27 protein-coding genes and 1 riboswitch are annotated in these 22,395 nt (G+C 33.4%); of the genes, 7 read left to right on the top strand and 20 right to left on the bottom strand.

From position 1 onward, the window contains the following. Positions 1-175: 175 nt before the first annotated feature. From ACWCL1_RS00505 to ACWCL1_RS00560, 12 genes are all read right to left on the bottom strand, one after another. Positions 176-928, bottom strand: coding sequence for a L,D-transpeptidase (locus ACWCL1_RS00505; RefSeq protein WP_454544969.1), 753 nt, complete (start codon positions 926-928; stop codon positions 176-178). A gap of 33 nt (positions 929-961) precedes the next feature. After that, on the bottom strand, positions 962-1,924 hold the full coding sequence (locus ACWCL1_RS00510; RefSeq protein ID WP_454544970.1) for a ribose-phosphate diphosphokinase: 963 nt from the start codon (positions 1,922-1,924) through the stop codon (positions 962-964). A 186-nt stretch (positions 1,925-2,110) separates the two neighbouring features. Then, entirely contained in the window at positions 2,111-2,827 is a 717-nt protein-coding gene (locus ACWCL1_RS00515) for an energy-coupling factor ABC transporter ATP-binding protein (protein ID WP_454544971.1), read from the bottom strand. Between the two features lie 11 nt (positions 2,828-2,838). Next, positions 2,839-3,615, bottom strand: coding sequence for an energy-coupling factor transporter transmembrane component T family protein (locus ACWCL1_RS00520; RefSeq protein ID WP_454544972.1), 777 nt, complete (start codon positions 3,613-3,615; stop codon positions 2,839-2,841). Between the two features lie 11 nt (positions 3,616-3,626). Then, positions 3,627-4,661 carry a cobalt transporter CbiM gene (cbiM, locus tag ACWCL1_RS00525; RefSeq protein ID WP_454544973.1) on the bottom strand — a complete coding sequence of 345 codons (1,035 nt, stop codon included), beginning with the start codon at positions 4,659-4,661 and terminating at the stop codon, positions 3,627-3,629. A gap of 18 nt (positions 4,662-4,679) precedes the next feature. Continuing rightward, complete coding sequence (locus tag ACWCL1_RS00530; protein WP_454544974.1) at positions 4,680-5,531, bottom strand: urease accessory protein UreD; 852 nt, start codon at positions 5,529-5,531, stop codon at positions 4,680-4,682. A gap of 9 nt (positions 5,532-5,540) precedes the next feature. Further along, positions 5,541-6,155 carry an urease accessory protein UreG gene (gene ureG, locus ACWCL1_RS00535; RefSeq protein WP_454544975.1) on the bottom strand — a complete coding sequence of 205 codons (615 nt, stop codon included), beginning with the start codon at positions 6,153-6,155 and terminating at the stop codon, positions 5,541-5,543. 18 nt (positions 6,156-6,173) lie between these two features. After that, positions 6,174-6,902: an urease accessory protein UreF gene (locus ACWCL1_RS00540; protein WP_454544976.1), complete on the bottom strand. Its 729-nt coding sequence runs from the start codon at positions 6,900-6,902 to the stop codon at positions 6,174-6,176. Continuing rightward, entirely contained in the window at positions 6,892-7,350 is a 459-nt protein-coding gene (locus ACWCL1_RS00545) for an urease accessory protein UreE (RefSeq protein WP_454544977.1), read from the bottom strand. The genes ACWCL1_RS00540 and ACWCL1_RS00545 overlap by 11 nt, the downstream gene beginning before the upstream one ends. 81 nt (positions 7,351-7,431) lie before the next feature. Continuing rightward, positions 7,432-9,153, bottom strand: a complete 1,722-nt coding sequence (gene ureC / locus ACWCL1_RS00550) for an urease subunit alpha (RefSeq protein WP_454544978.1) — start codon at positions 9,151-9,153, stop codon at positions 7,432-7,434. 17 nt (positions 9,154-9,170) lie between these two features. Next, positions 9,171-9,566 carry an urease subunit beta gene (locus ACWCL1_RS00555; RefSeq protein WP_454544979.1) on the bottom strand — a complete coding sequence of 132 codons (396 nt, stop codon included), beginning with the start codon at positions 9,564-9,566 and terminating at the stop codon, positions 9,171-9,173. A gap of 11 nt (positions 9,567-9,577) precedes the next feature. Further along, complete coding sequence (locus ACWCL1_RS00560) at positions 9,578-9,880, bottom strand: urease subunit gamma (RefSeq protein WP_454544980.1); 303 nt, start codon at positions 9,878-9,880, stop codon at positions 9,578-9,580. A gap of 283 nt (positions 9,881-10,163) precedes the next feature. On the opposite strand from ACWCL1_RS00560, the gene ACWCL1_RS00565 reads away from it, so the two are divergent. Both ACWCL1_RS00565 and ACWCL1_RS00570 read left to right on the top strand, forming a co-directional pair. Then, positions 10,164-11,375, top strand: coding sequence for an ammonium transporter (locus ACWCL1_RS00565; protein ID WP_454545238.1), 1,212 nt, complete (start codon positions 10,164-10,166; stop codon positions 11,373-11,375). 2 nt (positions 11,376-11,377) lie between these two features. Continuing rightward, positions 11,378-11,890: an AmiS/UreI family transporter gene (locus ACWCL1_RS00570; RefSeq protein ID WP_454544981.1), complete on the top strand. Its 513-nt coding sequence runs from the start codon at positions 11,378-11,380 to the stop codon at positions 11,888-11,890. A gap of 99 nt (positions 11,891-11,989) precedes the next feature. On the opposite strand, the gene ACWCL1_RS00575 is transcribed toward ACWCL1_RS00570, so the two are convergent. The 8 genes from ACWCL1_RS00575 to rsmG form a co-directional block, all read right to left on the bottom strand. Continuing rightward, positions 11,990-12,190, bottom strand: a complete 201-nt coding sequence (locus ACWCL1_RS00575) for a helix-turn-helix domain-containing protein (RefSeq protein WP_454544982.1) — start codon at positions 12,188-12,190, stop codon at positions 11,990-11,992. Positions 12,191-12,534: 344 nt separating this feature from the next. Next, on the bottom strand, positions 12,535-13,251 hold the full coding sequence (locus tag ACWCL1_RS00580; protein ID WP_454544983.1) for a DUF1129 family protein: 717 nt from the start codon (positions 13,249-13,251) through the stop codon (positions 12,535-12,537). Between the two features lie 30 nt (positions 13,252-13,281). Continuing rightward, positions 13,282-14,391 (bottom strand): redox-regulated ATPase YchF, encoded by a 1,110-nt coding sequence (gene ychF / locus ACWCL1_RS00585; RefSeq protein WP_454544984.1) that lies wholly within the window; start codon positions 14,389-14,391, stop codon positions 13,282-13,284. Between the two features lie 18 nt (positions 14,392-14,409). Continuing rightward, the gene (locus ACWCL1_RS00590) at positions 14,410-14,598 is read right to left on the bottom strand and encodes a DUF951 domain-containing protein (RefSeq protein ID WP_454544985.1); all 189 of its coding nucleotides are present in this window, start codon (positions 14,596-14,598) and stop codon (positions 14,410-14,412) included. 21 nt (positions 14,599-14,619) lie between these two features. Then, positions 14,620-15,492 (bottom strand): ParB/RepB/Spo0J family partition protein, encoded by an 873-nt coding sequence (locus ACWCL1_RS00595; RefSeq protein ID WP_454544986.1) that lies wholly within the window; start codon positions 15,490-15,492, stop codon positions 14,620-14,622. After that, positions 15,485-16,249 (bottom strand): ParA family protein, encoded by a 765-nt coding sequence (locus ACWCL1_RS00600; protein WP_454544987.1) that lies wholly within the window; start codon positions 16,247-16,249, stop codon positions 15,485-15,487. Before ACWCL1_RS00600 ends, ACWCL1_RS00595 begins: the two co-directional genes overlap by 8 nt. 18 nt (positions 16,250-16,267) lie before the next feature. Continuing rightward, on the bottom strand, positions 16,268-17,122 hold the full coding sequence (gene noc, locus ACWCL1_RS00605) for a nucleoid occlusion protein (RefSeq protein WP_454544988.1): 855 nt from the start codon (positions 17,120-17,122) through the stop codon (positions 16,268-16,270). Between the two features lie 21 nt (positions 17,123-17,143). After that, positions 17,144-17,869 carry a 16S rRNA (guanine(527)-N(7))-methyltransferase RsmG gene (rsmG, locus tag ACWCL1_RS00610; protein ID WP_454545239.1) on the bottom strand — a complete coding sequence of 242 codons (726 nt, stop codon included), beginning with the start codon at positions 17,867-17,869 and terminating at the stop codon, positions 17,144-17,146. Between the two features lie 188 nt (positions 17,870-18,057). On the opposite strand from rsmG, the gene ACWCL1_RS00615 reads away from it, so the two are divergent. The 5 genes from ACWCL1_RS00615 (at position 18,058) to ACWCL1_RS00635 (ending at position 22,369) form a co-directional block, all read left to right on the top strand. Further along, positions 18,058-18,750 carry a hypothetical protein gene (locus tag ACWCL1_RS00615; protein ID WP_454544989.1) on the top strand — a complete coding sequence of 231 codons (693 nt, stop codon included), beginning with the start codon at positions 18,058-18,060 and terminating at the stop codon, positions 18,748-18,750. A gap of 465 nt (positions 18,751-19,215) precedes the next feature. After that, entirely contained in the window at positions 19,216-20,109 is an 894-nt protein-coding gene (locus ACWCL1_RS00620; protein WP_454544990.1) for a metal ABC transporter solute-binding protein, Zn/Mn family, read from the top strand. Between the two features lie 6 nt (positions 20,110-20,115). Next, positions 20,116-20,772, top strand: coding sequence for a metal ABC transporter ATP-binding protein (locus tag ACWCL1_RS00625; RefSeq protein WP_454544991.1), 657 nt, complete (start codon positions 20,116-20,118; stop codon positions 20,770-20,772). A gap of 1 nt (position 20,773) precedes the next feature. Then, positions 20,774-21,574, top strand: coding sequence for a metal ABC transporter permease (locus ACWCL1_RS00630; RefSeq protein WP_454544992.1), 801 nt, complete (start codon positions 20,774-20,776; stop codon positions 21,572-21,574). 96 nt (positions 21,575-21,670) lie between these two features. After that, a riboswitch (THF riboswitch) is annotated at positions 21,671-21,764 on the top strand. Positions 21,765-21,814: 50 nt separating this feature from the next. Next, complete coding sequence (locus ACWCL1_RS00635) at positions 21,815-22,369, top strand: folate family ECF transporter S component (protein ID WP_454544993.1); 555 nt, start codon at positions 21,815-21,817, stop codon at positions 22,367-22,369. Positions 22,370-22,395: the final 26 nt, after the last annotated feature.

Genomic DNA, 22,395 nt, shown 5'->3' on the forward strand with positions numbered 1-22,395 from the left:
CTTTCATCAAAAACTAATTTTTGTTTAATTAAATTTTAACATAAGTGGAATGAATTTGCAGTAAAAAATTATTTATTAAAACAAGGTGTGACAAAAACTCCTAAACAGGTATGGCATAAGCTTCCAGATACAAAAAAAGACTGCAACCTCCGTCACAGTCTTTTAACTTTCTCAATTAATTATTAACAATTACAACTTTAGTTCCTGTTTTCAGATTCTCCATCATCCATTTAGCATCTGGCACTGATAAGCGAATACAGCCATGAGAAGCGGGTTCTTTTCCAAGTTTTTCCGCTTCATTAACTTCATATTGTCCATTTGAATCGATTGGAACCGAGTGGAATAAATATAACCCATGATCTTTCCACGAAAGCCAATAACGTGCACCTTCTCCTAATTCACCGTTATAAAACTCGTAACCACGTTCGCTTTCAATGTGAAAGGTGCCGGTGGGAGTACTACTAACTTCTTTTCCTTTTTTATTTCGGTGATAGGTTCCTCCACTTGAGTACATCGTGTAAATTACCTTTTTACCTGACATCAAATACGTACGATTCTTCTTTAAACTGACCTTTACCCAAAAATTCTTTACCTTACTTATATCTGGATATGGTAAATTTTCAGAAGGCTCTTGCCAATTAATTGGTACTCGCATTACAGTTGGCTTTTTTTGAATTGATGAACTGACTGCACTGGAACTTGAAGATTGTATTGCTAACGGTGCAGCTTTAGCACTTGAAACCGCTTGTTTTTTTTCATTTTCAATTTTTTCTTGTGCTTTTTTTTCAGAAGCAAAACTTTCGAGATGATGACAACCTAATAAACTTATGAAGACAAGCGGAATTAATAATAAATCAAAAATTCGGCGATGCCTTCTTTGCTTTCTTTCTCTTTTCTGGCGCTTATATCGTTCACTTCGAGTTTCCATATCTCACCTTTAGTTTTCTATTTTGACAAGCTTCTAAATATTATCATTCTTGTTAAAAAGCGAATCAACAGATTGATTATGATAGATCAATGAAATTGCCTTTGCAAAGATAGAAGCTACTGATACAATTCGTAATTGATCAAACTGTTTTTCACTTGGAATTTGAATTGTGTCAGTCACAATAACTTCTTTTAATTCTGAGTTGCTTAATTCTTCAACTGCCTTACCAGAAAATACGGGATGAGTTGCAACACCATAGACTTCTGTAGCGCCTGCCTTCTTTAAAACAGCGGCTGCATCAACCATCTTAGCACCTGTATCGATCATATCATCAAAAATGATACACCGGTGTCCAGCAACATCCCCAATTACATCTGTATTTTCTGGATTAACGCGATTAGCATCGCGTTTATCAACAATTGCAATTGGCGCTTTTAATAATTCAGCTAAGTTACGAACATTCTTTACACTACTATGATCTGGAGCAACTACGATTGCATCCTCATCTAAACCTTTTTGTTTAAGATAATCAGCTTGATCATAAATTGCTAATAAATGATCTACAGGAATATCAAAAAAGCCTTGAAGTTGGCCTGCATGTAAATCAAGTGTAATCACACGATTTGCTCCTGCCATTGTCAAAAAGTTAGCAATTAATTTTGCTGTAATTGGTTCACGCGGACGGGTTTTTCGGTCAGAACGAGCATAACCATAATATGGAATAATACAATTGATTGTGCCTGCACTTGCCCGCCGTAAAGCATCAATCATTACCATTAATTCCATGAAATTTTCATTAACTGGATCTGAAATTGATTGTAAGACAAAAACATCACATCCACGTACACTTTGATCAATATTAATTTGAATTTCACCATCACTGAAATGTTGGACAGTTGTATTCCCTAATTTTACACCTAATTTCGTTGCGATTTTTTGCGATAATTCGGGGTTAGAATTCAGTGCAAATAGTTTAATTCCTGCATTATCTTGCATAGTATATATGTTCCTCCAGCAAAATTACTAATTATATATTATTCTTTAATTCTATGAGAATTTACTAGTTTGTCAAGTTAGGACTAATTATAAAATTTTCAAACAAAAAGACTGCAACCTGTGCTACAGTCTTTAGTGTAATTAACTTTTCTGATTAAAAAATAAATTTCTTGATTTTTAATTCAATTAGTATTTTTCAACTTGTTCAATTAAATGTTTATTTTGTTGCAATGTTGCACGTGATTCTTTTTGAGCAGTTCCATTTTCAAAGATTAAATATGCTGATGCCAAATTTTTAACTTCTTGATAATAGTGAGTAATTAAAATAATTGTTTTTCCAATTTGATTCAACTGCCGAAAAACTTCAAGCATTTTTTGACGATTAGCCTTTGTCAATCCGATTAACGGTTCATCTAATAAAATTACGCGTGGATTTAATGCTAACACACTTGCTAATGCAACCATTCTTTTTTCTCCACCAGATAAATGATATGGTACATTATTTTTTAATTTTTCTAAGTCAAAAATGTGCAAACAATCTTCTACACGTTGCTTTACCTCATCTTCTGGCAAATCCATTTGCTTAGGTCCAAATGCAATTTCATCGTAAACAGTTGAATTAAATAATTGAATATCAACATTTTGGAACAATATTCCCACCTGTTGATGATATTGCTTTTTAGTAAACGACTTGCTCATCCATTCCTGGATCGTTCTATCTTCATATTTTATTTGTCCTTCTTTAGGCATTAAAAAGCCTTCAAACATTTGTAAAAGAGTTGTCTTACCACTTCCGTTTGGACCCATTAAGCATAAAAATTCACCCTCATCGACACTAAAGGAAATATCTTCAAAAACTTGTTTTTTGCCATACTTAAAACCTAAATTGCTAACTTCAAACATTACTTTACTCCTCACATTATGATCGCAATTACTAAAGCGACTATTTGACATCCAATTAAACTATAATCAACTGCATTTAGCTTATGAATCATGTATTCATACTTTCCTGTAAAGGCACGTGCTTCCAAGGCATTATATAATTCTTTGCCAAATTTAACCATTTCTAAGTATAAGTTACCAAAGATTACTCCAAACATTTTATGCTGATCTTTATCTGAACCCACCGAGCGTGCTTCAATTGCTTGAAGCATTTGAAGTAAGAAATTTCCTAAAACATGTAGATGTTTTACAAAAATATCAACTTGAAAAATAATAAAATTTGGCACATGTAATTGCTTTAATGCAGTTAAAAAATCATATACTGAAGTAGTTGTAGCATATGTAATCAACGCAATAAAGACAAAAAACATTTTAACTAAAAAAAGCCAGTTTCCATTTCCCATAATCAATGCTGGACTATATAAAATCACATTTAATGCTAATAGCCCTAAGCAACGTTTCAAAATTTTAACAATGGTATGGTTATTTTGACGAATTAATAAGATTCCTTCATATAATCCTGTTAGCCAAATTACAAGTGGATTGTAGCTTGAACATAAAATAAATGAAATCATAATCACATTCGTTAAATATACGATCGGATGAAATTTATGTTCTTTTGATACTTTGCTTTCAACTTGAAGTTTAGCTAGTAAATTTGAAATAATCTTTTTATTTTTTAATAACCCACTTTTTTTAATTTCTGGTTGATACTCGTCTTTGACTGTCATCCAATCTGATAGTTGCATTTTTTATCACTTCATTCTTCTGCATCTTTATTAATAAATGCCTGTACGATTTTAGCAACCAGTAAAAAGATCACAATAGCTGTTAAGGCACATAGAATATATCCTATGGCTAAGCTTAATCCATGTGACATCCCTGGAATTGCATAGCCATCAAAGAGCGCATGGTAATTGTTACCCCGTTTAAATCCTTCAGGCATGATTGCCGGCAAGTTATATTTTTTCAATTGAGCTAAAATATCTGCACCATCCCATTCTCCCCATGCAGGAGCAGATGCAATTAAACCTAAAGGACATAGGATTAATGCAGTAATTATAATTGGCAATAATGCCTTACTCCATTTTCGTTCATCTTTTGGAGTATCTTGATTGTAATCAGCGGAATTATAAATTGTTTGCGGTGCAACTTTTTTAATGTATGCATATACCGCAAGGGTGATTCCGCCTTCAATTAATCCCACAATTAAATGTACCCCACCCATTGCTGGAATTGTTACATTTAAAGGATATGGACAGTAAAGCGGGTGTCCTGCCGCATTTTTAAATAAGACTGGTTGTAATCCTAATTCAACTGCACAAGTTAACGCTGCTGCAAGAATTCCAAAATAACCAGCGGCAAATGCCCCAATCTGATCTCCTTTTTTACCAAAGATTTTTTTACAAAGTAAGAAAATCCCATAACCTACAAAAGGCATTACGAAAGCCATGTTAAATGCATTTGCTCCAATACATAAAATTCCACCATCACCAAATAAAAAGGCTTGTAAAATTAACGCCAGTGTAACTGACAAACATGCACTCCACGGTCCAAGTAATATTGCAAGTAAAGCTGAACCAACAGCATGTGCAGTTGTTCCTCCAGGAATTGGCACATTAAACATCATAATTAAAAACGAAAGCGAGGCTCCAATTCCAAGTTGAACCAAATTTTCCTTTTTAGTTTCAATTTGAGCTTTAACCTTTTTGGCTGAAACATACCATACTGGTGCCATTGCTGCAAACATTGTTGCACAAGTTGCAGGACTTAAATAGTTTTCAGGAATATGCATGCCATTCTCCTTTCTTTACTATGCCCGTAAAGTTGCATCTTTACGTAATTGTAATTCAGGTGAATTAAATAATTTTTGACGTAAATAATTTGCTACTTCAAATTCTTTTTGACGGTTAGCATTAATGTTTTCTCCTAAAATTCGAACCACTAAACCCGGACCTTCTAACTTAGAAATTCCTAAATTACAATGTGCACCTTTAGTAATTTCTTTTTGCATTTGATGAACAAATTTTTCATCAATTTGTTCGTCAACTGAAATTAAACTACTGTAATTACGATATTGGTCATATAATCCAAGTTCATTTAAATCAAATTCTTGTGGATTTAAAATCAAATTATCGGTATACATTAACTGATCATCATAATAAACTTGGGTATCCATATGCACATAATCATACCGAAAATCAGCACCATCTGGGGCCCATCCTGCAGTAATTCCGTCTGAATAAATTAAACTCGCTCCCTTAGCAATTTTAACTACACTAACTTGATCATAATTAGAATGTTCATAAGGAATTACATTATCTGGTAAATATTCCAACACACTATTTTTTTCTAAGTTAATTTCAAAAAATTGTTTGCTAATTTTTCCATCTTCACATTTGAAAATATAGGTAGGAGCTTGAGTAGATAAGATTGCCCGACTATTTTCACCTAAGTGAATTTTAGTCAAATATTCTTCTCCTTGAGTTATTCCACCACCCATAGTGATTAAAAAGTAACATAAAGTATTTTCATTATTTAAATTCATCCGTGCTGAAATTTTTGACTGGCCACTAAAAATGTATTTATCAACAATCGAACGATTATTCAAATTTTTTACAGAAAATTCTGTATAGCCATCATACTCATCAATTGATTTTTTCATCTAAATCACCTATTTTACATCAACTAATAAACAATTCCGTTCGATCCAATCTTCAACTTTTTTAACATTTTCACCTTTACGTAAATCCGTAAAAATAAAACTATCATCTGATCTAAACTTTTCAGTATCTTTTTTCATGCGGTCTAAATCTGCACCTACATATGGTGCTAAGTCAGTTTTATTAATAATAAACAAATCGCTTTTGATCATTCCTTGACCGGCTTTTCGCGGAATTTTTTCACCTTCAGGAACTCCAATAATATAAATTGAAAAGTCCACCAAATCAGGACTAAATGTGGCTGCCAAGTTATCACCACCACTTTCAACAAAAATTAAATCTAAATTAGGGTTACGTTTTTCTAATTCTTCAATTGCTGCAAGGTTCATTGAAGCATCTTCACGAATTGCAGTATGTGGACACCCACCAGTTTCAATTCCCATGATCATATCATCAGGTAAAACTGAATGTTCCTTCATATATTCCTCATCGACTTTGGTATAAATATCATTTGTAATTACTGCAATTTGATATTTTTTAGCCATATCCTTAGTAATATCTTCAAGTAAAGTGGTTTTCCCTGAACCTACGGGACCGCCAACGCCAATAATCACTGGTTTTGTCATTTGTTATTTTCCTTTCTTTTAAGACATAAATAATCTAAATACAGTTGTTTCATGATTAATTTGTGCTAATTCAATTCCAGGAACATTTGCTCCTAGTAAACTTTCGTCCATTTCAAAGATTTCTTGACATACAGTTAAAACATCATCAAATAGATCATGCATAATTTTTTGCCCGGCTTTTTGACCAAGTGGAATTGCTCGGACTGCATTTTGAATCATTGTAGTTACAATACTGTAGCCATAGTAACTAACACTTTCAATTGCATCCATGTGTTCATAAACCATGAACATTGCAAATACAATTGCAGGGTTGCCAAATGCTTGACCCCTTTTAATTTTTTGTTGATACTGACGAATCATCTTAATTTCATCCGCCTCGTCATCCCCATATATTTTTAGGATCAAAATAATCATTTGTTCTGCAATTAACCGTGCACCTTTACGTGTTTCAATCGCAGCACTTGAACGAGTAATTCGTTGATCATATTCCCAAACTTTATCAATTTGGCCTTTTTTTAAAGCTTCCATTGTTAATCTAACAAGTAAGCCTTCTCCCCACTTAAACTGGGTTTTCAAAAAAGTTTGCATCCACTTTTCAAAGCTATCATTATCTGTGACTTGGTTATCGCGTAAATATGTTTCCATTCCATATGAGTGATTAAAAGTCCCAATTGGAAAAGTTGAATCACAGATTTGAAATACTTCAAGCATCTTTTTAATATGTTTATATTCTTCTTTATTCTTCATAACTTAAATCCGCATAACTCAATGGTTCATTGAGTGTCATTTCCTTTATTTCATAGTTAATATGATTATGAACCAAAATCTTTTCAACCACTGGATCACGTTCTAAAATAATTTGGCCATTTTCAATTTTGACGGGTTTATGAGTATTCCCTAGTAAGTGAGCAATTCTTCCCATTTGATCGATTCCATTTGGAGTGATTACGATCATTTCTTCTGCCATTGTGTGAATCATTACAATATTATGGCCATTATTTTTTAAAATATCTCCATCATGCAATGGAAGTGCATTACGATCAATGCGAATTCCATATTCATTTCCATGATCTGATTTAACCCGTTGAATAGCTTTTTTTAAAGCTTCTGGTTTCAAAATAATTGTTTCAATGTGATAATTCTCAATATTATTAAGGTCATTAATATTGCCTTGAATTTTTTCAAAAACTTCCATAGATTTTTCTCCTAAATTTAAACTATCTTTTAAGACAAAGCTATGCCAACACCTACGGGTTGACATAGCTTTTACCATTAATTAATACAAATAATAACGTTGTGCCAATGCAATATTATCGATTGGTCCACAAGTAATTTCCTTACCATCAATTGCTACTGTAAATTTTTGTGGATCAATTGCAATTGTTGATGGTGTATAGGTATTAAGTTTCATATCACGTTTCGTTAATTCGCGCGTATTTTTAACAGGCAATATGATACGATTAAGACCTAATTTGTCTTTAATATTGTGGTTATATGCATAAGATGATACAAATGTCATATGTGTTGAACTTAATGATCTTCCCACAGAACCATATAATCTTGTCATTTTTTGAGGTTCTGGCGTTGGAAGACTTGAGCCACCATCTCCCATGTTACCGTAGCTTACAACACCTGCTTTGAAAATTGCTTCTGGTTTTGTACCAAATTTTTGCGGATCCCATAACACAATATCAGCATACTTACCAACTTCAAGTGATCCAATATAGTCAGCTACTCCGTTTGTAATAGCTGGATTGATTGTATATTTAGCAACATAACGTTTAATACGATTATTATCATCATATTTAGAATCGCCTTCAAGTGGTCCACGTTGACGTTTCATCTTATCAGCTAATTGCCATGAACGCATTGCAACTTCTCCAACGCGTCCCATAGCCATTGCATCTGCAGACATCATGCTAATAGCTCCCATATCTTGTAAAACGTCTTCAGCAGCAATTGTTTGCTTGCGCACACGTGATTCAGCAAAAGCCACATCAGCTGGAATATTAGGATCCAAGCTATGACAAACCATTGTCATATCAAATAATTCGCTAATCTCATTCTTTGTATATGGATTTGTTGGAGTTGTAGATGATGGTAAAACATTCTTTTGTCCACAAACAACCATGATATCTGGAGCGTGGCCCCCACCTGCACCTTCTGTATGATACGAGTGAATTGTGCGTCCTTTGATAGCATTCAATGTATTATCAACAAATCCACCTTCATTTAATGAATCTGTATGAACAGCTAATTGAACATCATATTTATCCGCAGCAGATAACGCATGATCAATTGTTGATGCTGTAGCTCCCCAATCCTCATGAACTTTAATTCCACAAGCACCAGCCTCAATCTGTTCTCCAGTTGTTTCAAGAGTTACACCACTGCCTTTGGCATATACCCCAACATTTACTGGCAAACCCTCAAATGCTTCAAGTGATTGCTCAATATTATATTTACCAGGTGAACATGTAGCTGAACGTGTACCATTAGCTGGGCCCGTACCACCACCAAATAACGTTGTAATGCCATTATCCAATGCCATATCTGCAATTTCTGGTGTAATATAGTGACAGTGCGTATCGATGCCACCAGCAGTAGCAATCAAGCCTTGACCATTGTATGCTTCAGTACTTGCACCAATTATAAAATCAATATCATCCATGGTGTCAGGATTACCACCTTTACCAATGCCAATGATCTTACCATCACGAATACCAATATCTGCTTTATAAATTCCTGTATAGTCAATAATAATAACGCCACCAATAACCATATCAGCAACTTTAGGATCTGTTTTACGTAGTGCAGTACCACTCACTCCCATGCCATCCCGTAAAACTTTACCGCCACCAAATAAACTTTCTTGGCCATAAACTGTATAATCTTTTTCAATCTTAGCATATAAATCTGTATCGCCTAAACGGACGCTATCGCCAGTTGTTGGGCCGAACATTTGCGAATAAGTTTTTCGATCCATTTCAAAACTCATGTGTCCAATCCCTCTTTCTATTTCTTTTCATTTTCTTTTGCTAGTTCAAGATTTTCTTTACGCCGTGTATACAATGAGTCGGCATCTTCTTTAGGAGCTTTATCACCATCTAAGAAACCATCAACTTTATCATTAAAGCCAAAGATTCGCCGTTTGCCCCCAAAATCAACTAAATTAACTTCTTTAACATCGCCAGCTTCAAAACGTATAGCTGTACCTGCAGGAATATCTAAACGTTTTCCCCAAGCCTTATTGCGATCAAATTCTAATGCTTCATTCGCTTCATAAAAGTGGAAATGCGAACCAACTTGAACGGCCCGATCCCCAGTATTTTTTACTTTTAATGTAATTGCGGGGTAATTTGCATTGCATTTAATTTTACCTTCACCTAAAACAAATTCTCCTGGAACCATTTATCTCACCTCTATTGAATTGGGTTATGAAGAGTAATCAACTTAGTACCATCTGTAAAAGTAGCTTCCACTTGAATCATTGGAATCATTTCAGGTACACCTTCCATCACGTCTTCACGAGTTAAAACTTGACCACCTAAATTGACAACTTCTTTCATTGACTTGCCATCACGTGCAGCTTCGACAACTGCATTAGTAATCAAAGCAACACTTTCTGGATGATTTAACTTTAAACCACGATCTTTACGTTGCTGCGCAACCATTGCTGCAACTGTGATCGTCATTTTTTCAAGTTCACGCGTTGTTAAATGCATTGTAGCACCTTCTTTTGAGAATTTTTTATCGCATCCTTGCGACGGTTATATTTTTATCACAGTTGTCATTCAAAATGGGAAAAATTCGGCTAAATGCAAAATAATTGAGCGTTTTCGCAAAAACCATTGCTTTTAAATGACAATTCCGTAATAATACAAACGTGTATTTGCGAATTGTTAACAATTTAATATATTATTTAGCTAAATTTTTGTAGATACACTTAAAGTACTTATAAAAGGGATGATTTATGTGTTAACCCATATTTTGAATATTGGAAGTAGCATGGGAAATGTAACATATATGTTTCTGTCTACGATTCTTGTTTTTGTAATGACTCCTGGTTTAGCCTTTTTTTATGGCGGACTAGTTCAAGAGAAAAATTCATTAACAATGATGCTTCAAGTGTTCATTGCAATTGGCGTTGTTGGGTTACTATGGATTTTTGGAGGCTTTAGTTTAGTTTTTGGAAAAGATTTAGGTGGATTCATTGGAAATCCTGCACAATTTTTTGCTTTTCATAACTTACTTTTTGATATTAACCATCATTATGGAGCCTATATTCCATTCATTTTATTCTTTATGTACCAACTAATGTTTGCTATTATTACTCTTCCATTAATGACTGGAGCTGCTGCTGATCGCTTAACAATTGGCGGTTGGATCAAATTTTTGATTTGTTGGATGATTTTAGTTTACTTCCCAGTTGCTCATTGGATTTGGGGCGATGGTTTCCTAGAAAAAATGGGTTTTGTTGATTTTGCTGGTGGGACTGTCATTCACGTTGCAGCTGCCTTTAGTGGATTAGCTGCCATTTTATATCTTGGAAAGCGAGTCGAACATAATAAAGCCAAACAAAAACCTTTCAATATGGGACTAGTTGGTATTGGTGCTGCGTTACTTTTATTTGGTTGGTTTGGTTTTAACGCTGGCGGAACTTTAAATGCAAGTGATAAAGCCGCCATTATCATTACTAATACAGCAGTAGCATCAATTGCTGCAATGATTTTATGGACAATTATTGCTTATTTCCATGACGGTCATAAGTTTTCGTTTACAGAACCCCTAGTTGGTGCTGTTGCCGGCTTAGCAACAATTACTCCTGCATCTGGATACGTTAATCCAACCAGTGCCTTGATTATTGGATTTTTAGCCGCAATTGTTTGTTTCTTCTGCGTTCAATTTGCTGATAAGATGGGCTGGGATGATGCATTAGATGTTTGGGGAGTTCATGGAATGGGTGGACTACTTGGAACCATTTCAATTGGAGTTTTTGCAGATCCACTCATCAATGGCATTCACGCTGGTTGGCATCAATTTTGGATTCAATTATTCGGTGTAGTACTCGTTGCGATTTATGTCATGGTATTAACATTTATTATTCTATTTATCCTTGATCGCATCACCTCAATTCGAACAACTAAAGAACAACAAATTAAAGGTTTAGATAAAACATTACTTAATCAAACTTACGATGGTTCTAATCAGGAGGAATAGATATGCTTGGAGTAATTTTGTTATATGTTGGAATGGTTTTGATGAGCAATGGCTTTTATCGAATTGAAGGAATTAAAGATAAGTCAATTGCTGTAATGAATATTTTCACTGGTGGATTAGGATTAATTTTAAATATTATTGCAATTGGATATGGTGCGTGTGTTAATAAAGGTCCTGAATGGTTCTATGCAAGTGCAATGGGCTTACTTTTTGCCTTCACATATCTTTATGTTGCAATTAATACCATTTTTGATTTGGATCAACGTTTATACGGTTGGTATAGTTTATTTGTAGCCATTAATACAATTCCTGCTGGAATTTTATGCTTCTTTAACTATGGTGGTAACTGGCTTTACGGAATCATCTGGTGGGCATGGGGAATCTTGTGGTTGACTGGATTTATTGAAAATAACTTACATAAAAACTTAGGAAAATTTGTTGGTTATTTAGGAATTGTTGAAGGAATTTTAACTGCTTGGATTCCTGGATTTTTGATGCTTGTTGGAAAGTGGTAAAAATCATCTAAAAAGTACCAGAACAATCACAAGTGTTCTGGTACTTTATTTTGTTATTTTATTCAGCTTTTATTAAAGGAACCGACTCAATTTAGTCAATTATAATGCATGATCCAATAAACAGTCGACTGAAATATGATATAAATCGCTTAAAGAAACTAAGCTTTCCAAATCTGGGTAACTGACGTCGCGTTCCCAATTAGAAACTGTTTGCCGAGATACATGTAAGATATCAGCAACTTCTTTTTGTGTAAAACAAAGATTTTCCCGCTTTTCTTCTAAGTTTTTACCTAATTCCATAAGATATTCCTCCTCCAATCAATTAAACATAAATAATTCACATTTTCATTTGATAACAAATCTAGTAGTTTATTCTTTTCAGCGACTAAATTTATTGTCCTTCAATAAAAACCTTCCCCTTATATTTATGTATTTTAGCACATTTGAACGTTTTTATAAATAAATACTAATAAAGATTGTAAGATAAATCGTATACATATTGCACAACTTTCTTACTAATCTACAAAATATTATATATTTTTTTAATAAGCATTTAATTAAAAAGCCGATTTAATCACTTTTTACAAAGAAGAAAGTTATTTAAATAAATTGATGACTAAAAACTTGGTATTTATTTATATTTATTAAAATGATCTAATATTTAATTTCTTTTTAAGTACATAGCGAATTCCAAAGCCAGCTGCAGCAAAAATAAAGTCAACAATTGGAGTAAATGGACGGTTTAATTCTTTTGGAATTTTCACAATTAATGAAAATGCAAGCAACCACAAGACCATTAGTCCTACAAAAGCAAGAATGCCGCGCCAAATTCGGTGCTTAGCCTTTGGATCACCCATAAACTTATAAAATCCGGCCAATCCTAAACCTGCAACAATTGCAGTTGAGAAAAGCGTAATCCATCCTGCATCTGCACTCGTTGTTTTGGAAAATAATCCCATGAAACCATACATGACACAGAAAAGAGCAAACATTAACAATCCATTATCTAATGCCATTTCCCAGAATTTTGGTGGTTGTTGTTCTTTCAATCTCTTTGGTCCATTTATAATATCATCTGCTTTTTTATTCACTGGACCATAGAGTTTACTTGCAGTAAAACCTTGTTTTTGTTTAACTTTCAGTTCTTCATAAACATCTTCTAATGCAGTTGCTTTTTTTTCAGGATCTAATCCTAAATCATCCAATGCTTTGTTTAACTTAATCATATATTCAGCGTTACGTTTAGTTAAATCTGAAAAATGATTACTAATTTCTACAATGCGTGCTTGCTTTTCTTTTTCACGCACTTGTGCTTGTTTCTTTGCTGCTTGTTGATTTTTTTGACGAATATCTTCTGCCACTTTTTCATTTCCTCCCATTAATTATTGGATTTAAACATTGAATCTAAATTCAATAATGTCACCATCTTGAACCACATAATCTTTACCTTCAAGTCGCATTCTACCAGCTTCTTTAACTGCTTGCATGCTGCCATACTTGTTTAAATCATCAAACGAAACTGTTTCTGCCCGAATGAACCCTCGTTCAAAGTCAGAGTGGATTACTCCAGCAACTTGTGGAGCTTTCATCCCATGTTTAAAAGTCCATGCACGGGTTTCTTTACCACCAGCTGTAAAGAAGGTTTCTAATCCCAATAATTTGTATGATGCTCGAATCAAGCGATTTAAGCCTGGTTCTTTAACTCCTTCCATTTCAAGGAACTCAGCTTTTTCATCATCATCCATTTCGGCAATTTCTTCCTCTGTATTTGCAGCTACCCCAATTACTTCTGCAGAAGGATCATTTTCTTTCAAATAATCTTTAATTAGTTGCATATACTTATTAGCTTCTGGATCTGCCATGTCTTCTTCAGCAATATTAGCCACATATAATACTGGTTTAGAAGTCAATAAGAATAATCCCTTAACAATTTTTTGTTCTTCATCATTAAATTCAATTGAACGTACTGGTTTGCCCTCTTCTAAAACAGGCTTAATTTTTTGCAAAACTGCAAATTCAGCTTGTGCATCTTTATCCCGTCCAGTTTTAGCAACCTTTTCAACACGAGTATACCGCTTGTTAATTGAATCTAAATCAGCGAGAATTAATTCTAAATTAATTGTATTAATATCATCAATTGGATCAACTTTACCAGAAACATGGGTAATGTTGTCATCATCAAATGCACGTACAACATGCACAATTGCATCCACTTGGCGAATATTTTCTAAAAATTTGTTTCCTAATCCTTCACCTTTACTAGCGCCTTTTACAATTCCGGCAATATCTGTAAATTCAAAAGTTGTGTGGACAATTTTTTTAGCAGGAATAATTTCATCAATTCGTGCTAACCGCTCATCAGGAACTTCAACCATCCCTACATTAGGATCAATTGTCGCAAATGGATAGTTTGCCATTTCTGCGCCTGCTTTTGTAATTGCATTAAATAAAGTTGATTTACCCACGTTAGGTAATCCAACAATTCCAGCTGTTAATGCCATCTTTTCAACTCACTCTTTCTAGTTTGCTTTTTCAATTATTTTCTTTGCTTTGCGTTCAAATTCACGGCGTGGCAACATTACTAAATGCCCACAACCAGTACATTCAATTTTTATATCCATGCCCATACGAATGATTTTCCACCGATTAGTTCCACATGGATGAGGCTTTTTCATCTCAACAATGTCATTTAAGTCATAGTCTTTCATTTTTTCACCTCAATTAATTGATTAATCAATGTTAATGTTTAAAACTTCTAAAATACGATTGAAATCATCATTTGATAAATAATTAATTTCAATTTTTCCCTTACCCGTTTTTTCATTCGTTTTAATTGCTACTTTTGTACCAAATTTTTCTTGTAAACGATCTTGACTTTGGCGTAAATATGGTGAAAGTTTCTTCTTTTTATCTTTTTTAGTCTTTTTCTTGCCATTCATCTCATTTACAATTTGTTCTAGTTGTCTTACAGTATAGTTTTCTTTAACCGTTTGCTTAGCAAGTTCAACTACCTTAGTTTTATCCTTTAATGCTAGTAATGTCCGGGCTTGTCCCATTGATAGCTTACCATTTTGAAGCATTTGCTTAACTTCATGAGGAAGATCAAGTAATCGTAAATAATTAGCAATATATGGCCGTGACTTACCTAATCGTTCTGAAAGTTCAGATTGAGTAATCTTTAAATTATCCATTAAAGTGCCATATGCTTGAGCTTCTTCTAAGGGACTTAAATCTTCTCGTTGTAAGTTTTCAAGCACTGCAATTTCCATCATTTGTTCATCATCAATTGGACGAATAATTGCTGGAATCTTGTCTTTACCAGCTAACTTAGATGCCCGAAAACGCCGTTCACCAGCAATAATTTCAAATCCCATCACACTTGATTTTCGAACAATAATGGGTTGAAAGACACCATTTTTTTTGATTGACTCTGATAAATCATGTAAATTTTCTTCATCAAAGGTTTTACGCGGTTGATATGGATTAGGACGAATCTCACTTAATTGAAGTTCTTCAACTTTTTCATCAATTTCTTTTTCTTCAGTAAAATCGGCGAATAATGCATTGATTCCCCGACCAAGTCCTTTTTTATTTTTACTCATGAGCCGCTAAAACCTCCTTGGCAAGTGCCATATATTCTTTTGCTCCCCGTGATGATGGATCATAATCAATAATTGACATTCCATGACTTGGGGCTTCTGATAAACGTACATTTCGCGGAATAATTGTTTGGTAAACTTTGTCCTTGAAGAAGCGCTTAACTTCTTCAACAACTTCATTTCCTAAATTAGTACGTGCATCCAACATTGTAAGTAATACCCCTTCAATCTTCAAATTAGGATTAAAGTGTTTTTGTACAAGTTGAATTGTATTTAATAACTGACTAAGTCCTTCCAAAGCATAGTATTCACTTTGAACTGGAATTAAAATCGCATCACATGTAGTAAAAGCATTAATTGTCAACATTCCTAATGATGGTGGACAATCAATTAAAATGTAGTCATATGTATCTTTAATTAGTTTTACTGCATCTGCTAACCGTTTTTCACGTGCCATTTGTGAAGTTAATTCGATTTCCGCCCCAGATAATTGGATCGTTGCAGGCACAATATCTAAATTTTTTCGACTAGTGTGAATGATTACATCTGTGATTGGAGTTTCATTAACTAAAACATCATAGACATCCGCTTTAATATCTGCTTTACGAATTCCTAAACCACTAGTTGCATTTCCTTGGGCATCAGCATCAATTAAAAGAACTTTTTGTCCTAATTCTGATAAACATGCTCCTAAGTTAATACTTGTTGTTGTCTTTCCGACTCCACCCTTTTGATTGGCAAGCGCGATTACGCGACCCATCTAAAACACTTCTTTCTTTTAGTTTTCCTTATTTAATGGTATTTCAATGATAATTTTACGTGTTTGCTCTGTTGTTTCTTCTTCAACATTAATTTCCATTCCAGTTTGTTTGACCATTTTAATTGATTCATTAATAGTATTAATTGCAAGTCTTGCATCTTTGGCAATTCCTTTAATTTGAGGTTTATTTTTTGGTTTCATCCGAGGAACTACTAAGCGTGCCACCTGCTTTTCAGTTTCTTTAACTGATAAATGGTTATTAATGACTTTTTTGAGCATTTTGGCTTGAAGTTGCTTATCTTCAATGCGCACTAAAGCCCGTCCATGACGTTCCGTAATTTGCCGATTTAAAATCGCTTGTTGAACTGGGCGCGAAAGCTTTAATAATCTAATTTTATTAGCAATGAATGATTGACTCTTTCCCAATTGCTCTGCAAGTTGAGCTTGCGTCATTCGATTAAGATCAATTAGGCGTTGATAGGCTTCAGCTTCTTCAATTGAAGTTAATTCTTCACGTTGTAAATTTTCAATCACTGCCATTGAGGCTGTTTCTTGATCACTCATTTCTTTTACAATCGCTGGAATTTCTTCCCATCCTAAATACTTAACTGCACGAAAACGACGTTCACCTGCAATGATTTCATATTTGTCATCTTTATACTTACGCACAATAATCGGCTGGAGCAAGCCATGTTCTTTGATCGTTTCAGCTAACTCTGTAATTTTTTGTGAACTGAAAATTTGACGTGGCTGAAAAGTATTGGGAATGATTTTGCTGACCTTAATTTTTTCTACTTGATTTTCAAATTGTTCTTGTTTTTCCTGAGTTTGATCTTTTTTCTTATTATTGTTGTTCCAAAATAAAAATGCCATCAATTTCCCTCCCTTTCACGTCTACTGAATTGGTTTGCGATTAGGTGTACCCGCTTTACGTGGATATTGTTTAGGGGTATTTTTAACCTTCTTTATAATGATAAGATGACGTTGATCATTAGTTTGAGGTAAGGTAGTTTCAATATTTGCCTCAAATTTACCACCTAAAACTGTAATTGCCTTTTGTGAATCAGCTAATTCTGCAGCTGATTTTTGTGCTTTTAACGCAACAAATTTACCGCCTACTTTAACTAATGGTAAGCATAATTCTGACAAAACACTCATACGTGCAACTGCACGCGCAGTCACATAGTCAAAACTTTCGCGAAAAGCACTTTTCTTTCCCGCAAATTCTTCAGCACGCGCATGATATAATGAAACATCTTGCAAGTCTAATTGCTCAACTAAATTTTCTAAAAATTTAATTCGTTTATTCAATGAATCTACAATTGTAATTTTCAATTGTGGAAAAACGATTTTCAGTGGAATTGAAGGAAAACCAGCTCCCGCTCCCACATCGCATAACGTAAGCGGTTGAGTTTGCAATTCTTTAATTTTTAATGCTGGTAACAATGAATCATAAAAGTGTTTTAAGTACACTTCATTTTTCTTTGTAATTGCAGTTAAATTAATGTGCTCATTAGTTTTAACTAAAAGATCATAATACATTTCAAACTGATGCATTTGATCATCAGTTAAATTAATTCCATTTGTTTTTAATTGCTCTTTAAACTCTTCTGGCGTCATGATAATTCCTTTCATCGTTTTTCGTGAAACACTACTTTTTTTATGTTTCACACTACTGATAAGTGTAATTTATTTACTCATTAAAAGCAAGATGATTTGACAGATGTTAAATGCTTTTAATAAACTTTTTGGCGAATTATTTTCTACTTCGATATAATAATAAAAAATAATAGAAAAGGAACTTTAGTATGATTGAATATTTCGATGAACCTAGTCAAAACCAATATCCTCAAATTAAGCTTAATTTGGAATATTCTCAAAATAAAAATTTACATATAATTATTCCCACTCAAGCAAAATCAAAATTTAACCCTTTACTATTTTTTATAGGACAAAACAATCATTTGGCTGCGCTTAGTTCATTATCCACATTTGGATTTACAATTGCGATTTTACCTGAAAATCAACTTAGTGGAACTATTCAACAACAAGTTAAAGAGGTGAAATCTGCTTTCCGCTTTGTATTATTACATGCTAATCAACTTAAAATTGATACTAACCGCTATTTTATTTGGGGTGAAAAACAAGGGGCATTGTTAGCATCATTAAGTGTTTTAACTGCTAACTTAGCTGAGTGGAATAATGAAGATCCACGAGTACTTCCTTTGCGTTTTAAAGCTGGGATTGCATATGGATTAACAGAAACTGAAGTACTTATAAAAAACGTTTCTCACTATAAATGTGCTCCCTTATTAATTTTTAATGGCACTGATGATCCTGCAACTTCTCTTTCTCAATTACAAGATTTTGCTGACCAATTAATGCAATTAAATCATCAAGTTCAAATTGCATTACTCAAAAACACCATTAATGGTACAGACGCATTTTATACTCCATATATGCTAACTTCACTAGTAAAAAAACTTAAAAATTTATTGTAAAAGGAGCTTTAAAAAATTTTTTGCAACTTTTTTTGAACTTTTTTGTTTTTTTTCAGTTGACGAATAAAAAAATAAAGCATATAATATAATCATTGATGAAGGAACTTATGTGAGCTTCCATCTCCCCCTAGATTCGGCTCACATACCTATACAAGTTCTATTCATCATCACTTACTCCTTTTTTCTCTGCACATTACCTTGTAATGCGCAGAGTTTTTTTATGTTTAAAATTTATTTTTCAATTCTAAAATCATGTTCAATTCAACTATTTAAATCATTACTCTCAAAAAAATTCCATTTTTTTAAATCGTAATTGAATCAATATCTACACTTGTAATTCAAGTTTTCATTTTAAATTCTAAATCGTAATTAAAGAAACGAGTATAAAACCTACTTGACATGCGATTTTAGGCCCTTTATCATCTAAAAAGTAATCATTACGAATTTCAATAAAGGAGCAGTACCGTGAAAAAATTTTTACATAAATTTGGCCTGCTTTTAGGAGTCGTCCTAATCGCATTTGGCCTTGGGGCTTGTAGCAAAAAAAATTCTTCAAGCAGCCAAAAGAAACTAACGAAAATCAATGTCGTTACTACTACTAATTTTTATGGTCAAATTGCTAAAGAAGTTCTCGGTGATCATGGAAAAGTCACTTCAATCATTAACAGTCCAAACGTTGATCCGCATGATTTTACACCAACAACCGCCACTGCTAAAACTGTTTCTAAAGCTAATTTAGTTATTTATAATGGTGTTGGCTATGATAGTTGGGTTAAAAAATTAAATGCCAAAAAATATCTTTCTGTAGGCAAAGTTGTAAAAGCCAAAGATGGTGATAATGAACACATTTGGTATAATCCTAAAAACATGGAGCTGCTTGTTGATGCCTTAGTTAAACAATATAGTTCCATGTTGCCTCAATATAAAGAAGATTTTAAAAAGAATGCATCAGCTTATAAAAAGAAACTTAATACTTTAACTACTAAGATTAATGAAATTAAAAAATTAAAACACAATAATAATGTTGCCGTCAGTGAGCCCGTATTCAACTATGCTTTGCAAGCAATGGGATTCAACATTACTGATGAACATTTTGCCATGGCAATTGAGGAAGGTTCTGATCCTTCATACACGGATATTCGTGATTTACAAAATAGCATTAAAAATCACAAAATTTCCTTTTTTGTATTCAACAAACAAAGTGATAGCAAAGTTGTTGATAATTTAGTTGATCTTTGTAAAAAAGAAAATGTACCTGTAGTCGAAGTAACTGAAACAATGCCAGCTAATGATTCATATATTAAATGGTTTAGTCAAGAATTAAACCAAGTTTTAAAAATTGTTAAACAGGAGGCCTAACTTTATATGAAATCAATTTTAGATGTTGATGGATTAACGATTAAAATTCCTGATAAAACTTTATTTAAAGACTTAAATTTTTCAATTCCACAAAATCAATTAACCTGTATTACTGGTGAAAATGGAGTTGGAAAATCAACTTTAGTCAAGCATTTACTGCAAGATCTTGATCACAATTACACCGAACATACTCATTTTAAAATCACCCGTGATCAAGTTCAGTATGTTCCTCAATTAAGAAATATTGATGATGAATATCCTCTTCAAATTCGCGATTTTGTTTCTTTAGGTTTTAAGCATCGAATTCTACCATGGAATTCCAAGTCAATGAATGTTAAACTTGATGGGATTTTAAATGATACCAAATTAATGGATATTCAAAAGCGCCCTTTAGGTAGAGCTTCTGGAGGCGAAAAGCAACGCGCTTACCTCGCACAAGCATTATGTTCAGATCCAGAATTATTAATCCTAGATGAAGCAACTGCAAGTTTAGATCGAAATGCTAAGCACTTTTTACTAAAACTACTTAAAGACATCATAAAAAAAAGAGAGTTAACAGTGCTCTTTATTACTCATGATCCTGAATTAATCGATACTTATGCGGATTATGAACTTAATTTAGCTAACCAAACTTGTCATATGATCAAGAAAGGAGCAGCTTAATTTGTTTCAATATGCTTTTATGCGGTACGCTTTTACCGCTGGAATTTTTATTGCGTTAATTTGTAGTGTAATTGGAGTTTTCGTAATTGCACGCCAAACTTCTTTTTTCACTCATACTCTATCTGAAATTGGTTTTTCTGGTGCTAGTTTTGGAGTTTTTGCTGGAATCTCACCATTTGCTGGAATGCTTCTATTCACTTGTTGTAGTGCCTTATTCATCGGATTATCAGGAGAAAAAGTTTCCCGGCGTGAATCATCAATTAGTGTCTTTTCAGGACTTTTCTTAGGTCTTGGAATTTTATTTCTTTCGCTTTCTGATAAACAAGCCAATTATGCTACAAGTATTCTTTTTGGAAGTATTGTTGGAATTGATGCTAACGAATTAAAAGATTTAGTTTGCTTAAGTATCTTCTTACTAATCTTAATTTTCTTTACTTTTAGAAAATTAGCTTACAGTTCATTTGATGCTCAAGGAGCTGAATATAACCAACGTTTTAATAAGTTAATTTCAATTTTATTTCTATTAATGCTTGCTTTAACTGTTAGCATTACCGCTCAAATCATTGGTGCGTTATTAATTTTTGTTTTATTGACAATTCCTGCTTCAGCATCTAAATATTATGTTCATTCATTATGGAAAATGATTGGTTTAACCTTCATTTTTGCTTTAACAGGTGTATGGCTTGGATTATATTTGAGTTATTTAACTGATTGGCCAGTAAGTTTCTTTATTACTGCAATCGAAGCTTTGATTTATGGCAGTGCGATTCTAAAACAGCGCATCGCTGAAAGACATAAATAGTTTGCTTAACCTCAGTAACAATATTCGTTTATTGAGGTTATTTTTTAATAATTTTGCCTCTTTACGTCTCATTAAATGATGTTATAATGAATTTTAACAGGGGTAGGATAATATACGTTAAGGGCCATTGGAACGGAATGTGAACTTTGGCAGAAGCCTTTAGGTGCGAATATTATCCGCATTCACCAAAATACTCAATCGGTGTATGTCTCTCCTTGTGTATTATGGGAGGCTATTTTTATGTCAAAATTTTCTTGGAAAAGTCCAAAATTAACAGTACGGACAATTGCTTTAGCGGCCTTATTAGCTGCGATTCAACTGATTTTATCGAAAATGTCAGTTGGAGATTCTCATGTTGTAAAGATTAGTTTTGGATTTATCGGAACTGCTTTGATCGGATATTTTATGGGGCCATGGCTTGGTGGAGTTATCATGGTCATAAATGATATTATTGGCAATACCATCTTTAATTCTGGAACTGTCTTTTTTCCTGGATTTACTTTTTCTGCATTTATTAGTGGAATAATTGCAGGAATGTTCTTACATCAACAAAAAGTTACATGGAAACGAATTTTCACCTATTCCTTTTTCCAAATTTTAATCTCAAATGTATTTTTCAATACTTTGTGGGTCTATTGCATTAATATGGTATCTAGCCATCCAATGTCAGTAGGTCCTTACTTAATAACACGAATGTCAAAAGAGATCATTTCATTTCCGATTGAAGCAACAATTTTATTAATCATCTTAACTGCTATTAGTCGAAACAAAATATTGAAAACATATGTTAATTGAAAAATAAGGGTTGGCAATCGCCGATC

This window comes from Ligilactobacillus sp. LYQ135, assembly GCF_053711055.1.